General features: G+C 61.4%; 19 protein-coding genes and 7 pseudogenes. 15 read left to right on the forward strand and 11 right to left on the reverse strand.

From position 1 onward, the window contains the following. The 10 genes and pseudogenes from CCR97_RS00430 to CCR97_RS00470 form a co-directional block, all read left to right on the forward strand. Nucleotides 1-435, forward strand: a pseudogene (locus tag CCR97_RS00430) (P-type conjugative transfer protein TrbL); the annotation flags it as partial. Nucleotides 436-443: 8 nt separating this feature from the next. After that, nucleotides 444-1,127 (forward strand): conjugal transfer protein TrbF, encoded by a 684-nt coding sequence (gene trbF, locus CCR97_RS00435; RefSeq protein WP_111359772.1) that lies wholly within the window; start codon nucleotides 444-446, stop codon nucleotides 1,125-1,127. Next, on the forward strand, nucleotides 1,124-2,104 hold the full coding sequence (trbG, locus tag CCR97_RS00440) for a P-type conjugative transfer protein TrbG (RefSeq protein ID WP_111359771.1): 981 nt from the start codon (nucleotides 1,124-1,126) through the stop codon (nucleotides 2,102-2,104). Before trbF ends, trbG begins: the two co-directional genes overlap by 4 nt. Continuing rightward, the gene (locus CCR97_RS00445) at nucleotides 2,101-3,294 is read left to right on the forward strand and encodes a TraB/TrbI/VirB10 family type IV secretion system protein (RefSeq protein WP_111359770.1); all 1,194 of its coding nucleotides are present in this window, start codon (nucleotides 2,101-2,103) and stop codon (nucleotides 3,292-3,294) included. Before trbG ends, CCR97_RS00445 begins: the two co-directional genes overlap by 4 nt. Nucleotides 3,295-3,296: 2 nt before the next feature. Further along, nucleotides 3,297-3,521, forward strand: a complete 225-nt coding sequence (locus CCR97_RS00450) for a DUF2274 domain-containing protein (protein ID WP_201159209.1) — start codon at nucleotides 3,297-3,299, stop codon at nucleotides 3,519-3,521. An 87-nt stretch (nucleotides 3,522-3,608) separates the two neighbouring features. Continuing rightward, entirely contained in the window at nucleotides 3,609-3,746 is a 138-nt protein-coding gene (locus CCR97_RS00455; protein ID WP_420826045.1) for a transposase, read from the forward strand. Nucleotides 3,747-3,778: 32 nt separating this feature from the next. After that, a protein-coding gene (locus tag CCR97_RS00460; RefSeq protein WP_111356645.1) for an IS3 family transposase occupies nucleotides 3,779-4,968 on the forward strand; the annotation gives its coding sequence in 2 pieces (ribosomal slippage) (nucleotides 3,779-4,037 and nucleotides 4,037-4,968; 1,191 coding nt in all). 19 nt (nucleotides 4,969-4,987) lie between these two features. Further along, nucleotides 4,988-5,233, forward strand: a pseudogene (locus CCR97_RS32475) (IS3 family transposase); the annotation flags it as partial. A 29-nt stretch (nucleotides 5,234-5,262) separates the two neighbouring features. Beyond that, nucleotides 5,263-6,669 (forward strand): annotated as a pseudogene (tnpC, locus tag CCR97_RS00465) (IS66 family transposase); the annotation flags it as partial. Next, nucleotides 6,666-6,917 carry a hypothetical protein gene (locus CCR97_RS00470; protein ID WP_041751139.1) on the forward strand — a complete coding sequence of 84 codons (252 nt, stop codon included), beginning with the start codon at nucleotides 6,666-6,668 and terminating at the stop codon, nucleotides 6,915-6,917. The pseudogene tnpC (CCR97_RS00465) and the gene CCR97_RS00470, both read left to right, overlap by 4 nt. A 37-nt stretch (nucleotides 6,918-6,954) precedes the next feature. On the opposite strand, the gene CCR97_RS00475 is transcribed toward CCR97_RS00470, so the two are convergent. Beyond that, entirely contained in the window at nucleotides 6,955-7,923 is a 969-nt protein-coding gene (locus tag CCR97_RS00475; protein ID WP_170145772.1) for a LysR family transcriptional regulator, read from the reverse strand. Nucleotides 7,924-8,254: 331 nt separating this feature from the next. After that, on the reverse strand, nucleotides 8,255-8,497 hold the full coding sequence (locus tag CCR97_RS00480; protein WP_201159211.1) for a BON domain-containing protein: 243 nt from the start codon (nucleotides 8,495-8,497) through the stop codon (nucleotides 8,255-8,257). A 512-nt stretch (nucleotides 8,498-9,009) separates the two neighbouring features. On the opposite strand from CCR97_RS00480, the gene CCR97_RS00485 reads away from it, so the two are divergent. Further along, the gene (locus CCR97_RS00485; RefSeq protein ID WP_111356647.1) at nucleotides 9,010-9,633 is read left to right on the forward strand and encodes an HdeD family acid-resistance protein; all 624 of its coding nucleotides are present in this window, start codon (nucleotides 9,010-9,012) and stop codon (nucleotides 9,631-9,633) included. A gap of 30 nt (nucleotides 9,634-9,663) precedes the next feature. On the opposite strand, the pseudogene CCR97_RS00490 reads toward CCR97_RS00485, so the two are convergent. The 3 genes and pseudogenes from CCR97_RS00490 to CCR97_RS00500 form a co-directional block, all read right to left on the reverse strand. After that, nucleotides 9,664-12,376 (reverse strand): annotated as a pseudogene (locus tag CCR97_RS00490) (bifunctional acetate--CoA ligase family protein/GNAT family N-acetyltransferase). Nucleotides 12,377-12,632: 256 nt separating this feature from the next. After that, a complete protein-coding gene (locus tag CCR97_RS00495; protein ID WP_041751142.1) occupies nucleotides 12,633-13,091 on the reverse strand; it encodes a host attachment protein in 459 nt (152 codons plus the stop codon). Nucleotides 13,092-13,253: 162 nt separating this feature from the next. Then, nucleotides 13,254-15,392 (reverse strand): HAD-IC family P-type ATPase, encoded by a 2,139-nt coding sequence (locus CCR97_RS00500; RefSeq protein WP_111356650.1) that lies wholly within the window; start codon nucleotides 15,390-15,392, stop codon nucleotides 13,254-13,256. On the opposite strand from CCR97_RS00500, the gene CCR97_RS00505 reads away from it, so the two are divergent. Beyond that, nucleotides 15,285-16,072, forward strand: a protein-coding gene (locus CCR97_RS00505) for an IS5 family transposase (RefSeq protein WP_111356648.1) whose coding sequence is annotated in 2 segments (ribosomal slippage) — nucleotides 15,285-15,624 and nucleotides 15,624-16,072 — 789 coding nt in all. Because the reading frame shifts where the segments join, the coding sequence is not laid out codon by codon here. The genes CCR97_RS00500 and CCR97_RS00505 overlap by 108 nt on opposite strands. An 82-nt stretch (nucleotides 16,073-16,154) precedes the next feature. Here the strand turns inward: CCR97_RS00505 and CCR97_RS00510 are convergent. Beyond that, entirely contained in the window at nucleotides 16,155-16,748 is a 594-nt protein-coding gene (locus CCR97_RS00510; RefSeq protein WP_003603269.1) for a recombinase family protein, read from the reverse strand. A gap of 400 nt (nucleotides 16,749-17,148) precedes the next feature. Between CCR97_RS00510 and CCR97_RS00515 the strand changes: the two are divergent. Both CCR97_RS00515 and CCR97_RS00520 read left to right on the forward strand, forming a co-directional pair. Continuing rightward, nucleotides 17,149-17,280 (forward strand): annotated as a pseudogene (locus tag CCR97_RS00515) (transposase); the annotation flags it as partial. A gap of 85 nt (nucleotides 17,281-17,365) precedes the next feature. Then, nucleotides 17,366-17,563 (forward strand): annotated as a pseudogene (locus tag CCR97_RS00520) (transposase); the annotation flags it as partial. 60 nt (nucleotides 17,564-17,623) lie between these two features. Here the strand turns inward: CCR97_RS00520 and CCR97_RS32480 are convergent. The 5 genes and pseudogenes from CCR97_RS32480 to CCR97_RS00545 all read right to left on the reverse strand — a co-directional run. Next, a pseudogene (locus CCR97_RS32480) lies at nucleotides 17,624-17,806 on the reverse strand (ETC complex I subunit); the annotation flags it as partial. A 1-nt stretch (nucleotide 17,807) separates the two neighbouring features. Further along, nucleotides 17,808-18,428, reverse strand: coding sequence for a hypothetical protein (locus CCR97_RS00530; protein WP_037094075.1), 621 nt, complete (start codon nucleotides 18,426-18,428; stop codon nucleotides 17,808-17,810). A gap of 211 nt (nucleotides 18,429-18,639) precedes the next feature. Further along, nucleotides 18,640-19,254, reverse strand: a complete 615-nt coding sequence (locus CCR97_RS00535) for an HdeD family acid-resistance protein (protein ID WP_274611475.1) — start codon at nucleotides 19,252-19,254, stop codon at nucleotides 18,640-18,642. A 59-nt stretch (nucleotides 19,255-19,313) separates the two neighbouring features. Next, complete coding sequence (locus CCR97_RS00540; protein WP_111356649.1) at nucleotides 19,314-20,456, reverse strand: flagellar biosynthesis protein FliA; 1,143 nt, start codon at nucleotides 20,454-20,456, stop codon at nucleotides 19,314-19,316. Between the two features lie 429 nt (nucleotides 20,457-20,885). Next, nucleotides 20,886-21,890, reverse strand: a complete 1,005-nt coding sequence (locus CCR97_RS00545) for an IS110 family RNA-guided transposase (protein ID WP_201159212.1) — start codon at nucleotides 21,888-21,890, stop codon at nucleotides 20,886-20,888. 7 nt (nucleotides 21,891-21,897) lie between these two features. Between CCR97_RS00545 and tnpC (CCR97_RS00550) the strand changes: the two genes are divergently transcribed. After that, a partial coding sequence (gene tnpC, locus CCR97_RS00550) for an IS66 family transposase (RefSeq protein WP_111360667.1) occupies nucleotides 21,898-23,246 on the forward strand: 1,349 nt, incomplete at its 3' end.

The following is a 23,246-nucleotide window of genomic DNA, read 5'->3' on the forward strand; positions in this document are numbered from 1 at the left end:
TCGGGCACCGCCGCGGCAGCGCGCGGAGGCGCGACCCTGGCGGGCGGCGCGGCGACCGCTTACAGCCTGGGGGCGGCCGGTCAATCCGGCGCGGCCGGCGTTGCCTCCGGCCTCGGCGGCGTCGCGCGTGCGGCGGGGGGCGCAGCCGTCTCGCCGCTTCGTCGCGCGGTCTCGCGCGCGGCCGACAGCATGCGCTCCAGCTACGCGCGAGGCGCCCAGTCCGCTTTCGAGGTGACCGGCGGCGCTTCCACAATGGGCACGATCGGCGGCGGTGACTCGGCTGCATCCACGAGCCCTGCGGCGGAAGGTCCCCCGGCTTGGGCCCGCCGCATGAAGCGGTCGCAGCAGCTCCATCACGGCGTCATGGCCGCCGCGCACGCGATCCGCAGCGGCGACAGCCATGGCGGCGGCGCCTCCGTCAACCTCTCCCAGTGAGATCGATGATGTTCAAGCGACCTTCCACGCACTACGGAAAGACTCCAGAACCGGAAACACCCTACCAGCGCGCCGCGCAGGTCTGGGACGAGCGCATCGGCTCGGCGCGCGTGCAGGCGAGGAACTGGCGCCTCATGGCGTTCGGCTGCCTGTTCCTGTCCGCTGGATTCGCCGCCGCGCTTGTCTGGCAGTCGGCGCGCGGCACCGTCGTGCCCTGGGTGGTGCAGGTCGATAATCTCGGCCAGGCGCAAGCGGTCGCACCCGCGGTTGCCGACTATCGCCCGACCGATCCGCAGGTCGCCTTCCATCTTGCGCGCTTCATCGAGCAGGTCCGCTCCATCCCGGCCGATCCGATCGTCGTCCGGCAGAACTGGCTTCGCGCCTACGACTTCACTACCGACCGCGGCGCCGCCGCCTTGAACGACTACGCGCGCGCCAGCGATCCCTTCACCAAGGTCGGCAAGCAGCAGGTCGCGGTGGACGTCTCGAGCGTCATCCGGGCCTCGCCCGACAGCTTCCGCGTGGCCTGGACCGAGCGGCGCTACGAGAACGGCCAGCTCGCATCGACCGAGCGCTGGACCGCGATCCTCACCATCGTCGTGCAGCCGCCGCGTGACGCCGAGCGGCTCCGCGCCAATCCGCTCGGCATCTACGTCAATGCGATCAACTGGTCGCGGGAGCTGGGGCAATGAGCCGAACGAACGTCCGCGCCGCAAATGCGGCTTTCCGTAAATCCGCAATCCCGGCCGCGCTTCTGTCGGCCACACTCCTCAGCGCATGCGCCACGCAAAGGCCGCCGCAGATCAGCTACGACTCCGATGTCCCGCCGCTGCCGCCAGTTCCGGCCGCACTCACCGACGAGCGGCCACGTCCGCTGCACACTCCGCCCGCCTGGACACCCAGCCATGGCGGGGCCGCCGCCAATTCGCCGGCGGCGCGCGTGGCGAATGCCAATGCCGCCGCCCGCGTCGAGCCGCGCCGCGAGGGCTACTATAACGCCATCCAGATTTATCCGTGGTCGGAGGGCGCGCTCTATCAGGTCTATACCGCGCCGGGGCAGATCACCGACATCGCGCTCGAGCACGGCGAAAGCCTGACCGGCGCCGGCCCGATCGCCGCCGGCGACACCGCGCGCTGGATCATCGGCGACACCGAGAGCGGATCGGGGGTTACGCGCCGTGTCCACGTGCTGGTGAAGCCGACGCGACCCGACATCACGACCAACCTCGTTATCACCACGGATCGCCGCATCTACATGCTCGAGCTGCGCGCCGGCGCCAACCCATACATGCCGGCGGTGGCGTGGGCCTATCCGCAGCCGCCCGCTTCGCAGCGTCAGGCCATGCCGGCGATGCCGGTCATTCCCGCCACCGCCGCGCGCAACTATCGCTATGCCCTGAGCGGCGACAATCCGCCATGGCGGCCGACTGCTGTCTACGACGACGGACGGCGGGTTTATGTCGAGTTTCCGCGCGGCATCGTCCAGGGCGAGATGCCGCCGCTCTTCGTCATCGGCTCGGAGGGCGAGCTCCAGATCGCCAACAGCCGCATCTACCAGAACATCCTGATCGTCGATCGCCTCTTCGGCGCCGCCGAGCTTCGCCTCGGCAGCGGTGACCGTCAGCAAACGGTCAGGATCTCCCGCAGCGACGGGAGGCCGTCCTCATGAGCGACACCGAAGATCGCAATTTCGGAACGGAGGGAGCGAGCGATACCGCAGCCCCCATGCGGCTGCGCGGCGATCCGCCCCGCGTCACCCGCCTGTCGCGCAAGGCGCTGGCAGGGATCGGCCTCATCGCATCGATCGGCCTCGGCGGCGCCCTGATCTACGCCCTGCAAACCCGCGATGCCGGCCCCCGCAACGAGGAGCTCTATTCCACGACCAACCGTCCGACCGCCGACGGGCTTGCTGGGCTGCCGCGCGACTACACCGGCCCGCGCCTCGGACCGCCGCTGCCGGGCGACCTTGGCCGACCCATCCTCAACGCTCAGGATCGTGGACAGCCGGTCATCCCGCCATCCATCCAGCCGACCGTTGATGCGGCCGAGCAGCGCCGGCTCGCCGAAGAGGAAGCGGCACGCACGAGCCGCGTCTTCTTCCAGACGCAGCCACGGACGGTGGCGGCTTCCACGGCGCCAGGCGGCACCGTCACCACCGCGAACCTGACCGGCCTCGGGCTTCCCGGCCAGTTCAACATGCCGACGGCGCAAGAGCGCGCGCAGGAGCGGCAGCTCTCCTTCCTCAATGCCGCCGCCGATCGCCGCACCGTCGCTCCGGATCGCGTCATGGCACCGGCCTCACCCTACGTCCTGCAAGCAGGAGCGGTAATCCCCGCCGCATTGATCACCGGCATTCGCTCCGACCTCCCCGGACAGATCACGGCGCAGGTGACCGAGAACATCTATGACAGCCCGACGGGCCGACTCCTCCTCGTGCCGCAAGGCACACGGATCATCGGCCAGTACGATAATGCGGTGCAGTTCGGCCAGCGTCGTGTGCTGCTGGTGTGGAATCGCCTGATCTTCCCCAACGGCCGCTCGATCGTGCTTGAGCGCCAGCCGGGTGCGGACGCGGCAGGATATGCGGGCCTCGAGGATGGAGTCGACTATCACTGGTGGGACCTCGCCAAGGCCGCCGGCCTCTCCACGCTTCTCAGCGTGGGCGCCGAACTGGCAATCGACGATGACGACCGCCTTCTGCGCGCCGTCCGCAACGGCGGCCAGGATACGATCAACGATGCCGGTCAGGAAATCATCCGCCGGCAACTCAACGTGGCGCCGACGCTGACCATCCGGCCCGGCTTTCCGGTCCGCGTGATCGTCACCCGCGATCTCGTGCTCGAACCGTATCGAGGATAGCGATGACAAAGCTTAAGCTCGCCGCTCTCGAAGACGACAAGCCTGTCAGGGTGTCCTTCGATCTTCCGGCAGAAGTGCACCGCGAACTGATCGCCTATGCCGAGGTCTTGGGACGAGAGACGAGCAAGCCCGTGTCCGATCCCGTGAAACTTATTCCTCACATGATCCGGCGATTCATGGCGACAGATCGCGGGTTCGCCAAAGCGCGTCGGCAGCGCGACACTTGAAATGCCTGTGCTCTGAGGCCGCAAAATTGGATCGTTTTTGGTTAGAGTCTTCGGCGCCGATTCCCCGGCTGGGAGGATCGCAGAGCGATGAAGGCTTCGAAGTTTCCGGACGCCCAGAAGGCGTTCATTCTGAAGCAAGGGGCTGACGGAATGCCGGTCGCGGACATCTGCCGCAAGGCCGGGATCAGCCAGGTGACGTTGCCCCCTCGGCTTAATCCAGTTTGAAGTAAGCTCTGGCCCCACGACAAGGACCAGAGATGAAGCGCAACAGGTTCACCGAAGAGCAGATCATCGGGATATTGAAGGAGCAGGAGGCCGGGGTTCCGGTCGCCGATCTGTGCCGCAAGCATGGTGTGAGCAACGCCAGCATTTATAAGTGGAAGGCCAAGTATGGCGGCATGGACATCAGCGAGGCGAAGCGGCTGAAGGCACTCGAGGACGAGAACGCCCGGCTGAAGAAGCTTCTGGCCGATGCGATGCTGGACAACTCGGCGTTGAAGGACCTCCTGGGAAAAAAATGGTAGCGCCCGCTGCCAAGCGGGATGCTGTCGCCCATCTCCAGACTGTCTATGGGATGAGCGAGCGGCGGGCGTGCCAGGTGCTGGGGTGCTGTCGGATGACAATGCGTTACCACGCCACCAGGATCGATGATGGTTTGCTGCGCGAGCGGATGAAGGCCATTGCCCATGAGCGGCGACGGTTCGGCTATCGACGGCTGCACGTTCTGCTCCGACGCGAGGGACATGTGGTCAATCACAAGCGATTGTTCCGGATCTATCGCGAGGAGAAGCTGACTGTGCGTCGCCGAGGCGGCCGCAAGCGGGCCATGGGCACGCGGGCACCGATGCTGATCCCGATGGCGCCGAACCAGCGCTGGTCGCTTGACTTCGTCTCCGACCAGATGACCGACTGCCGGCGCTTCAGGGTGCTGACGGTGGTAGACGATTGCACGCGGGAATGCCTTGCCCTGGTTGCCGACACTTCGCTGTCTGGACTGCGGGTGGCGCGCGAACTCGAGGCGCTCATCGCCAGGCGCGGGAAGCCGGCAATGATCGTCAGCGACAACGGCACCGAGTTTACCTCGAACGCCATCCTGAGCTTCGCCGACCGCATGCGGATCGATTGGCATTACATCGCCCCGGGCAAGCCGATCCAGAACGCCTTCATCGAAAGCTTCAACGGCCGGCTACGCGACGAACTGCTCAACGAAACGCTGTTCCCCTCGCTCTCGCACGTGCGGGCGACGGTGGCGTCGTGGCGAGCCGACTACAATCTCAACCGACCCCACTCGCGGCTCGGCTGGCTAACACCTGCCGAATACGCCGACACCTTCAACCCGCGACGGGATCTGGCGCTGCGCTCAATGGCCAGCTCCACGCCAGCCCCCGTCGCTCACCCCGCCCAGATGGGTAAAACCAACCGTCAGAGTCTACGTCACCCTGGATAGAAGTTGGGGGCAACGTCACCAGACGCGCGTGCGCTATGGCTATCGGCGTGTTCACGTGCTGCTGCGACGAGGGGGTTGGTGTCATGGTCAGAACAAAACCCGGCGCATCTACCGCGAGTTAGGCCTACAATTGCTCAACAAAACGCCCAAGCGTCGCGTGAAGGCCAAACTGCGGGACGACCGCCGACCGGCCACACGATCGAACGAGACCTGGGCCATGGACTTCGTGCACGACCAGCTGGCAACCGGCCGCAAGCTGCGGGTATCCCTGGCCGGAATTCAGGGGAGCACGTCAAGTTGGAAAGTGACGCCACTGAAGACGAGCTGGCGGCGGAGCGCGCTGTGGCCAAGGCGACGACGGTGCGCGGATTTACGCGCCAGCGCGGCGAACGCCAGACGTTCCCTGAGCATTTACCGCGCGAACGAGTGGTGATCGAACCGCCGACGGCTTGCGAGTGCTGTGGCGGCAATCGTCTGCGCAAGCTCAGCGAGGACGTGACGAGGACACTGGAAGTGGTACCACGCCAGCGGAAGGTGATCGAGACGGTGCGGGAGAAGTTCTCCTGCCGCGACTGCGAGAAGATCAGCCAGGCCCCGGCGCCATTCCATGCCGTCGCACGGGGATGGGCCGGCCCGAGCCTGTTGGCCATGATCATGTTCGAGAAGTTCGGCCAACATCAGCCCTTAAACCGCCAGGCTGAGCGCTACCCCCTGGAAGGCGTGCCGATCGCGCTGTCGACCATGGCGGACGCGGTGGGATCGGTCAGTGCGTCGCTGGATCTCCTGCTGCGCCTGGTCGAAGCCCATGTCATGGCGGCCGAGCGCCTGCATGCCGATGATACGACGGTGCCGGTGCTGGCCAAGGGCAAGACCGATACGGCACGGTGCTGGATCTACGTCCGAGACGATCGGCCGTTTGGCGGCGCCGGGCCGCCGGCGGCGATGTTCTGCTACTCCCGCGACCGTAGGGGCGAGCATCCCCAGGCGCATCTGGTCGGGTATGCCGGCATCCTGCAGGCCGACGCCTATGACGGGTACAACCAGCTCTATCTGGCGGGACGCCACCCTGGACCGATCCGGGAAGCGGCGTGTTGGGTCCATGCGCGGCGCCCATTCTTCGCCATGGCTGATATAGAAGAGAATGCGCGTCGCAAGGCCACCGGCAAGAAAGAGATCCCGCTCTCGCCCATCGCCGTCGAGGTCGTGCGGCGGATCGATGCGCTGTTCGAGATCGAGCGCTCCATCAATGGCAGGAGCCCCGAAGAGCGTCTGGAGATGCGACAGACGCTGAGCCGGCCCCTGGTCGAGGACCTGCAGGTCTATATGCGGGAGCAGCTCGCCAAGCTGTCCCGTGGGCACGACCTGGCCAAGACGTTCAACTACATCCTGAAGCGGTGGGCGAGCTTCACGCGGTTCCTGGAGGACGGCCGAGTCTGTCTCTCGAACAATGCCGCCGAAAGAGGCTTGCGAGGCATCGCCCTTGGACGAAAATCCTGGTTGTTCTGCGGCTCTGATCGCGGCGGACGGCGCGCGGCTTCCATGTATAGCTTGATCATCACGGCCAAAATGAATGGCGTCGATCCACAGGCCTGGCTCACGGATATCCTTGCCCGCATCGCCGCCCACCCAGCTCACCGGCTGGACGAGCTTCTGCCCTGGAATTGGACGCCGGCATCAGCGTTCTCCGCTCGAGCGGCATGACCACGCACGTCAACAAGGTTCATCACGTCACCACCATCACCCAGGTCGCAAAGGACCTCGGTGAAGACGAAGACTGGCTGCGCGACATTGCCATCGAAATGGAGATCGAGGACGGCCTGATCTGGGTCTATGGCGTCGGCGAAGATGGTGTTCAGGCGTTCACCGACTTTGGCATCGAAAACCTGATCGAGCTCGTCAGGTTCTACAAAGAAAACCCCAAGCTGCTCACGCGCTGGCAACGGGAATGATCCAATCAGCCTGCGACCTACGCCGGATGCGTACGTTTCAGTTGGGATTCCGACCAGACGTCTGCGCGTTCTTCATCGCTCGAGCGAGGCCTACGAAGCGCCGGAGTGCCGGATTGTCATTGCCGGGAAGCCAGACGCCCACCGTCGGTAGGAGATCTCCATCGCCGTCTACGGGTTTGAATCGGACGCCATGGAATGGAGTTGCAACGGCCGATTCGCTCGTCAGCGTCACCCCAAAGCCCATCGACACTAGGTGGAATAGACTCTCACGACAGACGGACAAGCGTCTTACTCGCGGATGAAAGCCGAGTGTTGCGAGCCGGCGGATGAGGTATTCGTGGATTTCGGGACCAGGCTCGTCTCGACTGACTATAAAGCTTTCTGCTTGAAGATCCGGCCATTGAACTGCATTGAGCGAAGAAAGCCGATGTTCTTCCGGCAGCGCACAGTAAACGCGCTCGTGCCAGAGCAACTCAACATCACAATCTGGGAGCTCAGGAACTCCTGTGAAGAAAGCTATATCCATACTGCGATCGCGTATCTGACAAATGTGATCGCGGGATCCTCCATACGCCACGTCAACGGTAACGGCACTATGGCCTTGGCCAAACTCTATCAGCAATTTCCGGAGAAAGCCGGACGCGAGCGAGCAGAGAAAGCCAACTCTAAGGAAGCCCGTGGATCCACTTCCGGCGCTTCGTGCCGACTTCACCGCATAGTCGAGATCGCATAAAGCCGCCTTCGCCTTGAAAATAAATTCCTTGCCAGCTGCTGTCGGGCGAACACCCGCACGATGCCGCTCAAACAACGAGACACCTAATTCGTCCTCAAGTTTACGGACTCTGCGGCTGACTACCGACTGGTCAGGCCCGATTATGCTTGCAGCCCGATGGAAGCTTCGCTGCTCCAACACCACAATCGACTGCAATATTGCATGCAGGTTAATCTTCGATCCAGCAATGGCGGAAATGAGCCCGTTTCCGAGGCTGGAAATCGCGTCGTCCATTCCTGCTCGCGCCTTACGGTCAGGTGATGACACCATCGCGAATCGCTCGGCTCCTGTTACCGCCCTGCGCGCAGTAGTGCCAACTCGCCAGGGACCTTTTGAATAAACCAGGGCCCCCGCTATCCGCCGGCGATCTTCACCTTCGCCCCAGGACTCCCAAAGTGACGTGCAAGGCAGCCTCGGGTGCAGTTCGCTGACCGTGTCCTAAATGACAGCACAGACAGCGAGCGCATTCAATTCGCAAAAGTTTGAGCGCGCATTACTATCTCGACCTTGCGCGTTCGAATTTGACTAACTCTAAAGCGACACGACAATCTTGTTCTCAACGCTACTAACCCCTGGAGCAGGAAACCATGTAGTTCTTTGTGGAGCCAGGGAGGATCACCACACCATCCTTGACGGCGACGGCAATATGACTGGAATCGCCAATCGACAAATCCCACTTGATCTCATCCTCGACGTCGCGTTTGATCGTTGAGTCCGCACAAAATAGAGATATCATTTTTGCTTCCGCTGCTTTCGGATAGCTTTCAAGTCTACAACACTGGATCAACATCGCATTGACGATCGTCAATGTATGCACCTAGATTTTAGGCACTTGCGTGACGGGTTAACGATCATTGACCGTTGTCAATGTTTGCCACCGAGGCGTGAGCAGAATAGCTCTCGAACGACGGCGATCCTGCAGGCCATTCACCCTCGCCATATGGCTTACTCGACTATTATAACTTTAATGGATGGCCACTTGATCAGGCTTGTCGTTGCCGCATCCGTCTTGTTCGTTTCAGAGGGTGCTCCGCATCTGAAAGTCGAGCAGCACTGTCGAACAATTGCGGAACTTGCCGCGCCACTTTTAGTCTTCGATAGTTGCATACGCAGGGAGCGAGAGGCATATGAAACAATCATACATAAATGGAAGGAATTTGATCCGGCTGATCGCGCCCACTGCACGCGCTTGGCGACTTTAGGCGATGTAGGCGCGACCTACACGTCTCTACTGACTTGCCTCGAAATAAACGATCATGTGAGAAAGTTCAAACGGAAATAGCGTCGTTGGCGCGACCCGTGTGATCTTTGTGATCCATAATGATGACTTCATCTGATAGCACCAATGGCCAAGACGTTTCAGATGTTCATTCCGCTTTGAGCGGTGCTGGGCTGGCTCGCAATTGGTGGGCGATTGCGATTCGCGCAGTGCTTGCTGCTGGGCTTGCAATCAGCCTCTTTTGGGGTCCCACGCATACATTCGCCACCCTCGTTGTGTTCTTTGCAATTTATGTTGCGGCTGATGGTGCAGCCGCGATCGCTGCTGGATTGCTCAAGATGAAGCATGGTGAGGCATGGCGGACCTTGATCTTTGAAGGCGCGCTCAATCTATTTTTCGCAAGCGCCATTCTCGTATGGCCTGCCATCGCTGCGACAGCCTTTGTCCGGCTGGCCAGTATCTGGGCTGTCGCGACCGGTTCATTGTTGCTCGCCGCTGCGCGGCGCACGTCGAAGACCCACGTCCAGGGACTACTCGCATTGGCGGGGCTGGTGTCGATTGTCTGGGGTTTGCTGCTGGGCGTCGTAGGTCCTTTGCCGGATAGCACGGCGGATGTGGTCAGTCGCTGGTTGATCGGTTACGCACTGGCTTTTGCTGTGGCACTCTTGGTTCTGTCCGGGCTTTTGCGACAGCAGCACAGACAAAGCACACCGAGTTTCCATTGACCGTTAGCCGACAAACAACGATCATTGAGTTCACGGAAGCTTTTTCTTATCCGAAAGCGATAGCACGGCGGTGCAAATTCCCGGATCCTCGGAATCATCGACGATGTTAAAGCCAAGCTCTCGGCACATACGTAGCATCGTCCCATCTTCACGTAGGATCTGGCCCTTGATGTTTTTGATACCCTCGGCTTGAGCATATTCGATAATCAAGTTCATAAGCGTCCTGCCAAGCCCGCGTTCCTTGACGTCGGAGCGAAGAAGAATGGCATATTCTCCAACATCATAGTCTGCATCGGCATGAAGGCGAACGCCGCCAATCATTTCGTGGCTGGCTTCGTCGATGGCAATGAATGCGATCGCTCTCGCGTAGTCGAGTTGGGTGAGGCGCGCGATGAAGATACGACTAAACTCTTTGACTGGAGTAAAAAAACGCAGCCGTAAATCTTCTGGTGATACGCGCTCGAAGAACGCGCGAACCAGATGTTCATCCTCTGGGCGGACCGGGCGAATGAACAGACGCCAATCTTCATCAATAGAAACATGCCTTTCCCACTCTTTCGGATATGGCCGGATAGTGAGACGAGGGTGGCCACGCCCGGTAACTTTCGGAACTACTTTCCCCACAACTACTCGGCCATCAAGAGCGAGGACCCCTGTGTCGTCCGCGAGCAGGGGGTTGATATCGAGCTCACGGATTTCGGGCACGTCCGTGACAAGCTGCGCGAGCTTGACCAATACCAGGGCGACCTCGTTTACGTTGACTTGTGGAACATTGCGATGGGCGCGCAACAGACGTGAAACGTGCGTTCGTTCAATGAGTTCATGCGCCAGCTTTAAATCCAGCGGTGGGAGCGCCAACGCTTTGTCGTTGATCGCCTCAACCGCAGTGCCTCCTTGGCCAAATAGAACTACGGGACCGAAGGTCTCATCATCTGCGATTCCGGCTATGAGTTCGCGGGCGGCCGGTCGCACGATCATGGGATGAAGGCTGACCCCGGTTATTCGTGCTTGTGGCCTTGCGGCTTTGACTTTCACAAACATTTCTTCGGTTGCTCTTCGCACCTCCATTGGGCTAGAAAGGTTGAGCCGCACCCCGCCCACATCCGATTTGTGCGTAATATCGCGAGAAACGATCTTGACCGCGACTTTATTACCATCAGTCAGGAAGGGGGCGCAGGCTTTTTCGGCCTGTTCAGGCGTAGCGGCGAATGCCGTCGGAGCGATTGGAATAGCATAGGCATTGAATAGCTCGACAACCTCCAGCGGATCGAGCCAATCCCGTGTTTCGGAAATGGCGGCCATGACGACGCGGCGAGCGGTCGACGTGTCCGGGGCGAAAGTCTCCGGAAGACTTGGCGGAGCCTCCATGAGCGCCGTTGCAGCCTCGCTATGGTGGACCAGGTGCATGAACCCACGAACGGCGTCGGTTTCGGTCGGGTAGTGTGGTATCCTTGCGCGGTCAAAGATTTCGGATACGTCTCTGCCAGCGCCAAGCCAGACCGAAAAGAGTGGTTTCGGCAGACCGTCTTTTTTCTGTTGCTTTTCGTTGAATCTCACAATCGCATTGGCAGTGTCCGTTGCCGAGGCAAGCGCCGTCGGCACATTTATGACCAGAACGGCATCATTTGCGGAGTCGGAGGCGAGGATTTCCAATGCCGTTTCGTAACGAACAGCATCGGCATCGCCGATGATATCAACAGGATTTAACTTCGAACAAGTAATGGGCAGGACTGTATCAAGACGCGCGCGGACCTCCTCCGAGAGTTCGGCTGCAACACCGCCGAAATCCAGCAGGCGATCGATTGCCAACACACCTGCGCCGCCACCATTGGTTAAGATCGCAAGCCGCTTTCCAGCGACTGTCTTGACTCGACTCAATGTCTCTGCCGCATCGAACAATTCACCAAGGTCAAGCACACGTAACAGACCCGCTCGCCGGAAAGCAGCATCATATACAGCGTCCGAGCCGGCCATAGCGCCGGTGTGCGTCGCCGCTGCTTTTGCGGCCGCAGCATGACGTCCGGACTTCACAACAACCACAGGCTTGGTACGAGCTGCTGCGCGTGCGGCCGACATGAATTTGCGCGCATCCTTGACGGACTCCACATAAAGGAGAACGGCACGCGTTGCACGATCGAAAGCAAAAAAAATCAAGCAAGTCTCCAAAGTCGACGTCGAGTTGATCGCCGATAGAGATGATCGCGGAGAAGCCGACTGTGCGCTGAGAAGCCCACTCGACCATACCAGCCGCAATGGCGCCGGACTGCGAGACGACTGCAAGGTCTCCGGCCAGCGGCATGCGCGATGCAAAACTTGCATTGAGTCTCGCTCCGGGAGCCAGCACGCCAAGGCAATTCGGGCCGACCAGCCTTAGTCCCGCCGCGCGGGCCGAGCGCTCGCATACGTCCGCAAGCGAGCCGGAGCCATGACCGAGTCCCGCGGTGATAATGATAGCTGCGGCAGCACCTCGGGCTCCTGCTTCCGCAACGACCGACGGTACACTGACCGGAGGAACGCAAATGACAACCAAATCTGGCGGTGAGGTGAGATCGGCAAGCGCCTTTACAGATATGTTGCCATCGATTGCAGGATATCGTGAATTGACCAGGCTGATTGACCCGGTAAAGCCAGCTGTGCGTAAATTTCGAAGTACCGCTCGTCCAAGCGATTTTTCTCGCAGGCTTCCTCCGACAACCGCGATCGACCCAGGATTCAAGAGCTTTTCAAGCCTGTATGTCGACATGCCGCGTTCTCATCAGGAGCAGCCTGGATATCGAGACATTGGGGCAAGCGCGGGAGAGTTACCCATTGTAACCCGACTCACCGGTCTGCAACGACGAACTTTCTGGGCACTCGGTGGTCTAGCCATTCGGTTCCGTTGATGCCCTTGGCTATCCGAACCCCGTCAGTCAATCGACACACGCATGATCAAGTTTGCTCATGGCCTCAGAAGGCAGCTTTATGACAAGCCGCAAGTCCACAGAACCAAGCATCGGACTTCAGTCAACGAAATGGTGTAAGTGTTTCTCGATCTCATAGATCGGATATTTGGTCAGATCCTTTCCGATTTCCGCGATGATGCGTTTTTTAATGGCAGGATTGAGCGCCTCGCGCACGTCTGCCAACGTTCGCGGCGGGGCAACAACCACAAGCGCTCGTGCGTTACGGTCGCGTACCAAGTTTTCCATGGCCGTCGCCACTCGTTTGGCAAAGCGATGCTCTTCTAGTTCGTGCCAGTCGGTCTGCGCCACAGCGCTGCGCAAATTTGTCCGAGCACGCTTGAAAACGCGCCCAGGTCGATCGCTACCCTGCTCATGTGCTGGGGGATTGTCGTCGACAAATACGCGCTCGGTCTTCAAGTCCAGATAGTGCTCATCGCCGTCATTCCGTAAAAATAGAGCTTTGCGGCCGTCGCCAACGAAGACAAAGGCGCCATGCGGGATTTTGAGCTTCGTCATCGGGCGTCACTCAAAAGGATGACCACTTCCAGTCACCATCTGCGAAAGAGCCTGTTGCCGACTCATTCTGCCATACTGGTTCTTGCTACGAACGGCTCGGCACGTTAGTGCTATCACTCCCGCATCTTCATCGGAAGCGACTGGCTTCGGCAGCACTTCTAATCATGTCCCTTTTTCAGCCCAGAAGAACATGCCGAACGCCCCTGCCGCAAATAACAACGACACGAAAATAACCCTCCACAGCAACAGTCCGGTCAAGATTGGCGCGTCCGGTGCACGTGGTGGTCGTTGCATTATGTCCGGCTCCGGGGGCTCGAATGCGAGCGTTAATCCGAGTCCGACCGCGGTTACCATGTTGATCCACAAAATTTGGACTGGAGTTAGAGGTAGCGTCAAACCAATCAGGATCGCCACGATGATCGTCATGGCTTCACCGGCGTTCGTGGGCAAAGTCCAGCCGATTACTTTGGTCAAGTTGTCATGAACCGTGCGGCCTTCGCGGACTGCGGCGACGATCGTGGCAAAATTATCGTCGGCCAGCACTACTTCAGCCGCCTCCTTCGCTGCCTCGGTACCCTTGCGGCCCATGGCAATCCCCACATCCGCTCGCTTGAGCGCCGGGGCGTCGTTGACGCCATCTCCAGTCATGGCAACGATCGCGCCGTCCGCCTGAAGCGTCTCCACCAAACGCAATTTGTGCTCGGGGGTCGCGCGCGCGAAAACAGTCGTCCCTTTGACCGCTAGACGGAGTGCCTCATCATCCAGGGAATCCAGCCGATCCCCAGTGATGACGGAGTTTGGCCGTTCCAGACCGAGTTGGCGCGCAACGGCTGTAGCGGTCGCAGCATGGTCTCCGGTGATCATCTTGACCCGAATACCGGCGGTTGCGCACTCTGCGACAGCGGTAATGGCCTCCTCACGTGGCGGGTCAATCAGTCCGGCCAAACCGATGAGGACCAGATCCCGTTCGACCTCCCGAAATGTGAGGTCATGAGCGCTGTGCGGCATCGGCTTCTTCGCCAGCGCCAGCACGCGCTGGCCATTCGCGCCTAGTACGTCAACCATCCGGTTCCAGTGTGCCAAGTCGATTTGCTCTGGTCCCTGCGATGTGTATTGGCTGGAGCACATGGCAATCACTTGTTCAGGCGCGCCCTTCACATAAGCCACAAATCCGTTGTCGTGGCCATGATGCAGCGTCGCCATATAACGATATCGAGAATCAAATGGAATTTCGTCGGTCCTAGGAAATTGACGCCGCGTCGTCTCGGCGTCGTATCCTGCCTTGATCGCAAACGACACGAGCGCGCCTTCCATCGGATCGCCATCGACGGCCCAGCCAGTTTCCGTGCGGCGCAACACCGCGTTATTGCAAAGCAATGCCGCCAATGCCAATTCTCTAAGAGCCGGATCCGCCACGCCGTCGACTTCGCGATCGCCTTGCCGGAATGCTCCGCGTGGGTCATACCCGGTTCCAGTAACTTCGGTGAAGCCGGCCTTTGTAACGACTGTCCGCACGGTCATTTCATTTTTGGTGAGAGTTCCAGTCTTGTCTGAGCAGATGATGGAAACCGACCCAAGCGTTTCGACGGCAGGCAGCAGACGGACGATGGCATGACGCTGGGCCATTCTTTGCACGCCGATCGCAAGAGTGATGGTCATCACCGCCGGAAGTCCCTCCGGAATCGCAGCGACCGCAAGGCCGACCACGATCATAAACGCATCGACCCATGGATATGATCTAAGCCAGACTGCTAGTATAAACATGATGGATGAAACGCCAAGGATCGCGAGGGTAAGATAGCGAGCGAAATGATCGATCTGGCGGATCAACGGGGTAGTGAGCGTCTCGACCGCTCGCAACATCGAGCTGATGTGCCCGATCTCCGTTTCAAGACCCGTTGCAATCACTATTCCCTGCCCTTGGCCCGCAACGACGAACGTACCGGCATAAGCCATGCATCGTCGGTCTCCCAATGCCGCATGCTCGCTGACGGGCTTCTCATTTTTTTCGACCGTAATCGATTCCCCAGTCAGAGCGGATTCATCAATCTTCAGATTCCGGGCCCGCAATAGCCGCAGATCCGCAGGCACACGATCTCCAGCATCGATCAAGACGATGTCGCCCGGGACTAGGTCGTGTTGACAAAATGGATTCACATGGCGGTCTGAACGTGATTCAAGCTGGTATCTGCGATGGAGACCAGCTTGGCACGAGACCTGATGTCGGACGAGGAGTGGGCGTTTCATGAACGCTTCATCCTTGCCGCCCGCGCCCCGAACGGACGCAAACCCCTGAACCATCGTCTTGTTCTGGATGGGATTTTCTGGATAGCGCGAACAGGGTCGCCCTGGCGTGACTTGCCCGAGGAGTTCGGCAAGTGGTCATCCGTCTACCGTCAGTTCCGGCGCTGGACCCTGGCAGGGCTGTGGGAGCAGATCATGGATGCGTTGAACGAGAGCGGGCTGGTCCCAGCCACCCTGCAGATGATCGACAGCACCGTCGTCCGCGCCCATCATCAGGCAGCGGGCGCTAAAGGGGGACTCCGCGACAAGCTTTCGGCCGTTCGCGAGGTGGCTTCACGACCAAGATCCACCTCCGCGTCAACGGCGCGGGCCTCCCCATGAGATCGGACATCACACCGGGCCACACATCGGACTACCTGGGCTTCGATCTGGTCATGGGCGACAACCTGCCAGAGCCCGCCGTTCTGCTAGCGGATCGCGGCTATGGCTCTGACAATGTTCGCAAAACCATGGAGGCGCGCAATGTCGTCCCGATCATCCCGATGCGCAAATCCCGCAAGCTGCGGGTTGCCGTGGATCGCACCCTCTATCGGCGACGCAACCTCGTCGAACGCTGCTTCAACAAGCTCAAGAACGCCCGCCGCGTCGCCACTCGCTACGACAAAACCGCAGAAAGCTTCCTGGCCTTCATCGACATAACCTCGATCCGCCTATGGGTCCGCCATTTGTCAACATGACCTAACGTCAAGGCGGTGCTGTCCTGGGCAGCGCGCAGCCCTGCGTCTTGGGGTCGGAACAAGCTTTGTTCCCCCAGACACGCTAAGGTCGAACGGACCGTGAACCTTCGTCGCGAACCCGCATAATGGTCTGCCTGCTGGTCGCGAACTTCCGTGCGATCGCCGAAACGCTCATCCCCGTCGTGAGATCGCCGCGCACATCTTGCTTCTGTTTATCGCTCAGCGTCGAAGGACGGCCGAGGGCCTTGCCTTCCGACTTGGCGCGCTTGAGGCCGGATTGCGTCCGCTCGATCAGCAGATCCCTTTCGAACTGGGCGACGGCGTTGAGCACGTTCATGGTCATAGTACCGGCCGAACTGGTGAGATCGGCCCCGCCGAGCGCGAGGCAATAGACCCTTACGCCCATTTCGGCCAGCGTCCTGACGGTGGTGCTGACATCGATCGCATCACGGCCGAGGCGGTCGAGCTTGGTCACGATGAGAATGTCCCCGGACTCCAGCTTGTCCATGAGCCGGGAAAAGCCACGGCGCTGCACAATGGCCGTGCTGCCGGAAACCGTCTCGGTGACGATCCGTCGCGGCTCGACGTGAAAGCCGGCGGCCTCGATTTCCTGAATCTGGTTTTCGGTGGTCTGCCCGATCGTGGAGACGCGGACATAGGCAAAGGTGCGTGGCATGAGGTCAATTTCGTCCGAATAGGCTGTCCGAAATATCTTATTTGTTCGAAATCATGTCAAGATAATTTGTGGACAGGGAGTTTTACCCCTGTACGCAATCGCTCGTTTTTGGACACGAGATGACGCCGAATTCGAGAGCGTGTTGGTTTCAATTAGAGAGCATATGAGTGGGCCGAAAAATTGATTAGAGTTCGTCCCAAATGAACCGCGAGCCGTTCCCACGCGGACCGTCATAGGCACTCCGGGTTTAGGGATCGACTATACGCTCGGTTGTCGCGATGGAGACGCACTGTCTCGAGTGGCGTTGAAAACTGTGATGGTGCTTTGTTCGAACGTGACCTGCCACTGAGTTTTTCCTCCATCTGAGATTAGAGTCCGGCCTCGATTGAAGGACGGACAGATGAAGCGGAAGCGGTTCACTGAAGAGCAGATCATCGCCGTTCTGCGCGAGCATGAGGCGGGTGCGAAGGCGGGCGATCTGGCCCGCAAGCACGGTGTCAGCGAGGCGACGCTGTATAACTGGAAGGCCAAGTAAGAGCTGGCTCGGGAAATTTGGACAGGTCGGATAAGTGGAGTTTCTGCCTGAAGGCGGCATGATGGCCGCGACAGGAGAGACCATGGCGAAACGACCGCGGCGGAACCATACGCCGGCCTTCAAGGCGAAGGTGGCCCTTGCAGCCGTGCGGGGCGAGAAGACGATCGTCGAGCTGGCGCAGCAGTTCGACGTGCATCCGAACCAGATCACGCAATGGCGCAATCAGCTCCTCGATGGGGCAGCGGGCGTGTTCGACGGCGAGGCGAAGGCCGCAGCGCCGGTCGTGATCCGGAAACTTCAGCCGGATCGGACGATAGGGATCGCCGCTGGACGTGTATCCCATCAGCGGCTCGATCTGCGGCGGCCGGGACGGCTCGAACTCGAGGACCCAGTAGTTGGGCCGAGGCGCCGATGTCATCGCGGAACGGGCAGGACGGTAGATGATTGCCGTCGGCACGTCCCAGGATGGCAGATCGGTTCCGGGAATTTTCGGCGGGAATGGTGGGCGATTATGGCCGCGCATATCAGTTCTCCCGGGTGTCGGTGGATACGAGAAGGTGACGTTCGAGATCGTCGAGTTTTTCCATTCGCCTCGAATTCAGGCGAACGGCGCGTTCGGTGTTCTGCGAAGGAAAGGCAGCAGCGTGCAGGACGTCCGACCGCATCGCTATCGTGAGATCGGCGACGGCATTCATCACGCCCTCTCCGTCCCCGTCCGAGAGCGTGCCGTCAGCAAAACCGGACTGCAAGCTCTCCAGTACCTGCTCGAAGCTGGACACGACCCCTGCACTCGCGACCACAGCCAGCTTGTGGCTGAGAACACGCAGTTCATCGATCAGCTTCGCATCGTGCCTTGCGGTTTCCACGATCTCTGCGACCTTCTCGATGCAGGCCATGTAAATGTCGCATTGCTGCTGGAGGATGATGACCCTTCCTTCCTTGCGAAGCTCGAGATCGGTCTGGCGATTGAGAAGCGCCGCGGTCAGAATGATCGTCACGACAGCGCCGAGGAAGATGAGCGTCATCTCCTGCGCGAAAGGCAGTATGTCTTCGGCAAGATACATCGAACGAAAAACGAAAACGATGCCGATGCCCAAGGCAGCGGCCGCAGCAGCAAATGCCAAGTCAGGCAGGCGGTTCGACATCAGCACCTCGCATTTTCGGTGTCAGGTGGCATGCACGGCTTTGCATCGGCGTCCGGCGCCTCTGCGTCCCGGTGCCGCAGGAAGATTGGCGTCGGACCGCTGCCGAACGGATTGAAGCCGGTGCTCAGGCAACGGTCGAAGATCGTTTCGTCCCATCGGGTGAAATCGTGCTCCTCGCCGGCAAGTCGCCCGTCATCCACCACAGGGCACCTCACGCCTTTGCCGATGGGGGAGCGTCATCGAAGGCCGCACCGTCCGAACGATCCGCCTTGCGAAGCCGTAGCCCGAGGAGGATCATCATCACCCCGAAGACCGCGGCGTAGAAGCCGATCAGCCAGCCGAGCGCGAGGAAGCTTTCGACCGGGCGCGTCAGCAGCATCCAGGTCACGACGACACCGAGAACGACCGAGAGAAGGCCGCTCAGGATCAGCCAGATTTCGCCGTTGATTTCCTTTCGCAGGCGGATCGCTGCCGCGATCTCGAGGGCACCCGAGAACACGGACCAGAATGCGATGCTGGCCCAGAGGAATGTCGCAAGCACAAGCGTCGCGACAAAAGGCGAGACAACCACGACGACGCCCGTGGCGATGCCCAGAATGCCGCTGAACATCAGCCAGCCCCAGCGTTTGCCCTTGCGGATGTTACGTATCGCGGCGACGAGGCCGAACACGCCGTCGGCAAAGGCGAACGCGCCGAAGACCAGCGTGAGCGCCAGAAGCGCTTCCGCAGGCATGACGAAGGCTAGCACTGCGATGATCAATGCGAGCACGCCGCGTAACACGAATGCCCACCAATTCCGGGACAGGCTGCACAGCATGTCCTGCATCTTATCAGTCGGGTTTTCAGAGGCTATGGTCATTGGTCGATCTCCTATTCAGTTCCATGTCAGGTGTCGGAGCCGGCCTCCTCGCCGGTTAGGGCGGCGGCCACGCGGCGGCGATCCTCGATCGGCTGAGGCAGACGCCGCGTGTGAGCGATTTCCCGTTCGATGGGCGCGCGGCCTGATGGATCTCTGACCAACCCGGCTTCGGCAAGCCTCGCGCGTAGTGTCGCGCCCGCATTTTCTGCGATCTCGGCGACCACTGTCTCGGTCAGGCCGAAAAGGTCTGCCGTCTCCGCGATCGTAGCGTTGTCGAGGTGGAGCCGATAGAGAACGCGGCGTTCGACCGACGGAAGATCGGCGATTGCCCGGTGCAGCACCATGGCGATCTTATGCCGATCCGCTTGGCTCTCGGGGTCTGTGCCGCCGTCGTCGGCGAGGAGGTCCTCCAGCATCAGCACTTCGTCGGGCTGGTAGAACTCGAACATCGCCTGATCCGCCTCGGTCGGATCCTCCGCCGGGGCCTCGGGTTCCGCCTCGATGGAGGCGGCATCCTCAGGCACGGCGCGGCGGGCGGCGCGGGATTCTTCCTCGATGGTCTCAAAAGCCAGCCGTTTCAGCCAGTCGCCGACGGAAAACTCCGAAGGCCGATCCTCGAAGCGGGCCAGCCCCTTGAGGATCGTCGCATCGAAGAGACCGCGAACGCTCAGATATCCCTCCGGTACCGATCCGCTGCATTCGAGATAGGTCAACTCGCGCCTGACGGTGTCATAGATCGTATCGAGATGATCCTCGATCAGGTCAAAGAAGAGCTGGCGCCGGTCCGCTTCCGCCGCATCCCGCGCGGGCGGCAGCGGGGCGCCGATCCGGCGCCGGCGGGCGGGACGCTTGTATTCAGGCTCGTGCTTGAGGCGCGCCACATGCCGATCGACCTGGTGGCGCAGGTCGGCAAAGGCCTTGCGCAGGACAGGCTCGATCTCGAATCCCTCTTCCCGCGCCGCGATCACGCCCGACGGCAGTTGCAGGCGCAGGCTGACTTTGATGCGCTTCTTGCCCCTCGTCTGCGAGGCAACGACTTCGAGCCGGACCAGATCCACGCGAAAGCGCGCAAGGTGCGGTTCAAGTTGCCGCACCTCCTCCTCGATGACCTCAGGCGCGCGCTGTTGGCCGTGCCGGTCGAGATTGCGGAATGATCTAATGACGTTCATGCCGTGGACCTTCCTATAACTCTCCGAAGAGATGGTCCGGCGCGACCGATATCGCGCCGGGCCAGTCTTTTGCGCTGTCACTCGGCGGACTTGTCGTGCGGCCTTCGTCTCATCCCCCGTCCCTGCCGGGACCTCGGTCAGGCTGGCTAGGTGCCTCGCCTCGATCTTGGAGTATGGGAGCTTCTGTAATCGGGGCTTGGGCGTCAAGCACGAACCGTGGTGCGCACCGGCATAGGGTCACGCTTCTGTCCGCGGTCGCTGTGCGCCGCATAATGGGTTTCGAAGGTGAGACGGACCAAGCTAAACGGCGGGCTTCGTAGCTAGCATTGCAGCCCATGCACTCGTGCGGCCTTCGTCTCATCCCCCGTCCCTGCCGGGACCTCGGTCAGGCTGGCTAGGTGCCTCGCCTCGATCTTGGAGTATGGGAGCTCAAGCCTCCTTGGCGGTCCAGCGGAAGGGCGAGCCATCTCGCCACATTCGGTGCATGATCACGGCCAGCTTGCGGGCCACCGCCACCTTTGCCTTCTTCAGGGAACTCCGCCTGGCGATCGAGACGCCCCAGTGCTTCAAGGCCGTCCATTGGGTCGAGCGACTGAGCATCACGTTGGCGGCGGCAAACAGGGCGCTGCGCGTAAGCCGGTCGCCGTTTTTGGCGATCCGTCCTCTTCTATCAACCTCACCGGATTGATGCTGCCTTGGTGCCAGGCCGAGATGGGCGCCGACATCGCTCGACCGGCGGAATCGATCCGGTCGGTCGATGGCGGTCTTGAAGGCGAGAGCCGTCACAGGCCCAACCCCCGGAATCCCCATGAAGCGTACGCACAGCTCGTCATTCTTCGTGACCCTGAGCAGTTCGCCGTGAAGGGCCGCCAACTGCTTCATGAGCGTCTCGCGCGCTGTCAGGAGGGCCTCCATGCAGAGCTTGAGTCGCGGGCGATCCGTCACCAGATCGCGTATGCGCCCGGCGAAGCCGGAACTCGAGACTTGGCCGACCTTCAAGCCGAACGGGCGAAGCAACCCGCGGATCTCGTTCTCATGGTCGCGCAGCTTGTTGACGAAGAACTCGCGGCTACCAAGCAGCGTCCGCAGTTCCTGGCTCTCGACCGACTTCACATGCACCGACTTGAACCAGCCTGACCTGACAAGCTGGGCGAGCGAGCGCGCATCATTGCGGTCGGTCTTGTTCATGCTCATGGCCGTGATCGCCGCCTTCGCATGCCGGGTCTCGATGCAGACCGCGGGTAAGCCGGCATCGCGCAATCCGAAATAGAGCCATTGCGACAGCGGACCAGCCTCCAGGCCGACGCGCTCAAAGCAACCCGGAAGTTCGCCGAGGCAGCAGGTCAACGCTTCCGGATCGGGCAATTGCTCACGGGTATCGCTGCGGGCGCGTCCGGAGACGATCTTTGACAGAGCCTGCGGGTCCTGATTCAAGGATGGGATGACTCGCGAGGCTCTTGAGTCGCTCGACAAGGAAGCGCTGATCCAACTGGTTCTGGCGCAGGCCGAGACGATCGCTCAGCTGACCCGGCATGTGGAGGTGCTGACGGCGCGGGTTGCGGATCTCGAGGCCAAACTCGGCCTTCCGCCGAAGACGCCCGACAATTCGAGCACACCGCCTTCGCAGGGCCGGAAGCCGTCGGCGGACCCGGCCTCGAGCAAGGGGCGGCGCCGGTCGCATCCCGGGGCGCACCGGCCCCTTCATCCGAACCCGACCCGCCGGCGCGACATCCTGGCGGAGCGCTGCGAGCACTGCGGAACCGACGTGACGGGCGTGATGCAGACCGCGTTCCACGCCTATGACCACATCGAGCTTCCGAAGATCGCGCCTGACGTCACCCGCGTGACGCTCCATCGTGGCCTGTGTCCGTGTTGCCGCCGGCCGTTCCGCGCCGAGGCGCCCGCCGACATGCCGCCGGGCTCGCCGTTCGGGCCGAACGTGCGGGCCTTCGTGATCTATCTGCGGGTCGCCCACGCGATCTCGTTCGAGCGGCTGGCCCGGCTGATGTCCGACCTCGTCGGCCTGTCGATCAGCGAGGGTGCGCTGGTCGCCATGCTGGCCGAGAGCCGGCGCCCCTTCGCCCGCCAGGCGGGCTTGATCCGCGCCCGCCTGCTGGCCGGCGCGGTGCTCGAATCCGACGAAACCAGCGTGCGGGTCGGCAAGCGGAACTGGTGGCTCTGGACATTCCATCACGGCGCGGACTGCTGCTTCGTGGTCCGGCCCAGCCGCGGCAAGGACGTGGTCGCCGCGTTCCTCGGCGAGGTGCGCCCCGCCTTCTGGGTCTCCGACCGGTTCGGCGCTCAGATGGGCTGGGCCGGAACCGCCAACCAGGTCTGCCTCGCTCATCTCCTGCGCGACGCCGAGTACGCCGTCGAGGCCGGCGACCTCACCTTCGCGCCCGGTCTGCGCCGATTGCTGGTGCGCGCCTGCGCGATCGGCCGCCGCCGGCCGGCCCTCGCCGACGCCACGCTGCGGACCTACCGCCACCAGCTCGACGCCGAGCTCGACCGCCTGCTCCGTATCACCCCGATGCACGCCGAAGGCGACACGCTGAAGCGCGCGATCGAAGGCTGCCGGCACTCCCTGTTCACCTTCATGGTGGAGCGATCCGTCCCGCCGACCAACAACGGCTCCGAGCGGGCGCTGCGTCCCTGCGCCGTCTTCCGCAAGGTGACCAACGGCTTCCGGTCCGAGTGGGGCGCCCACCTCTACGCGGACGTTCGATCCGTGCTCGAAACCGCTCGCCGCCGCGCCATCGGCGCCCTCGACGCCATCCGCGCCACGCTGAG

The organism is Rhodoplanes elegans (genome assembly GCF_016653355.1).
GTDB classification, from domain to species: domain Bacteria; phylum Pseudomonadota; class Alphaproteobacteria; order Rhizobiales; family Xanthobacteraceae; genus Rhodoplanes; species Rhodoplanes elegans.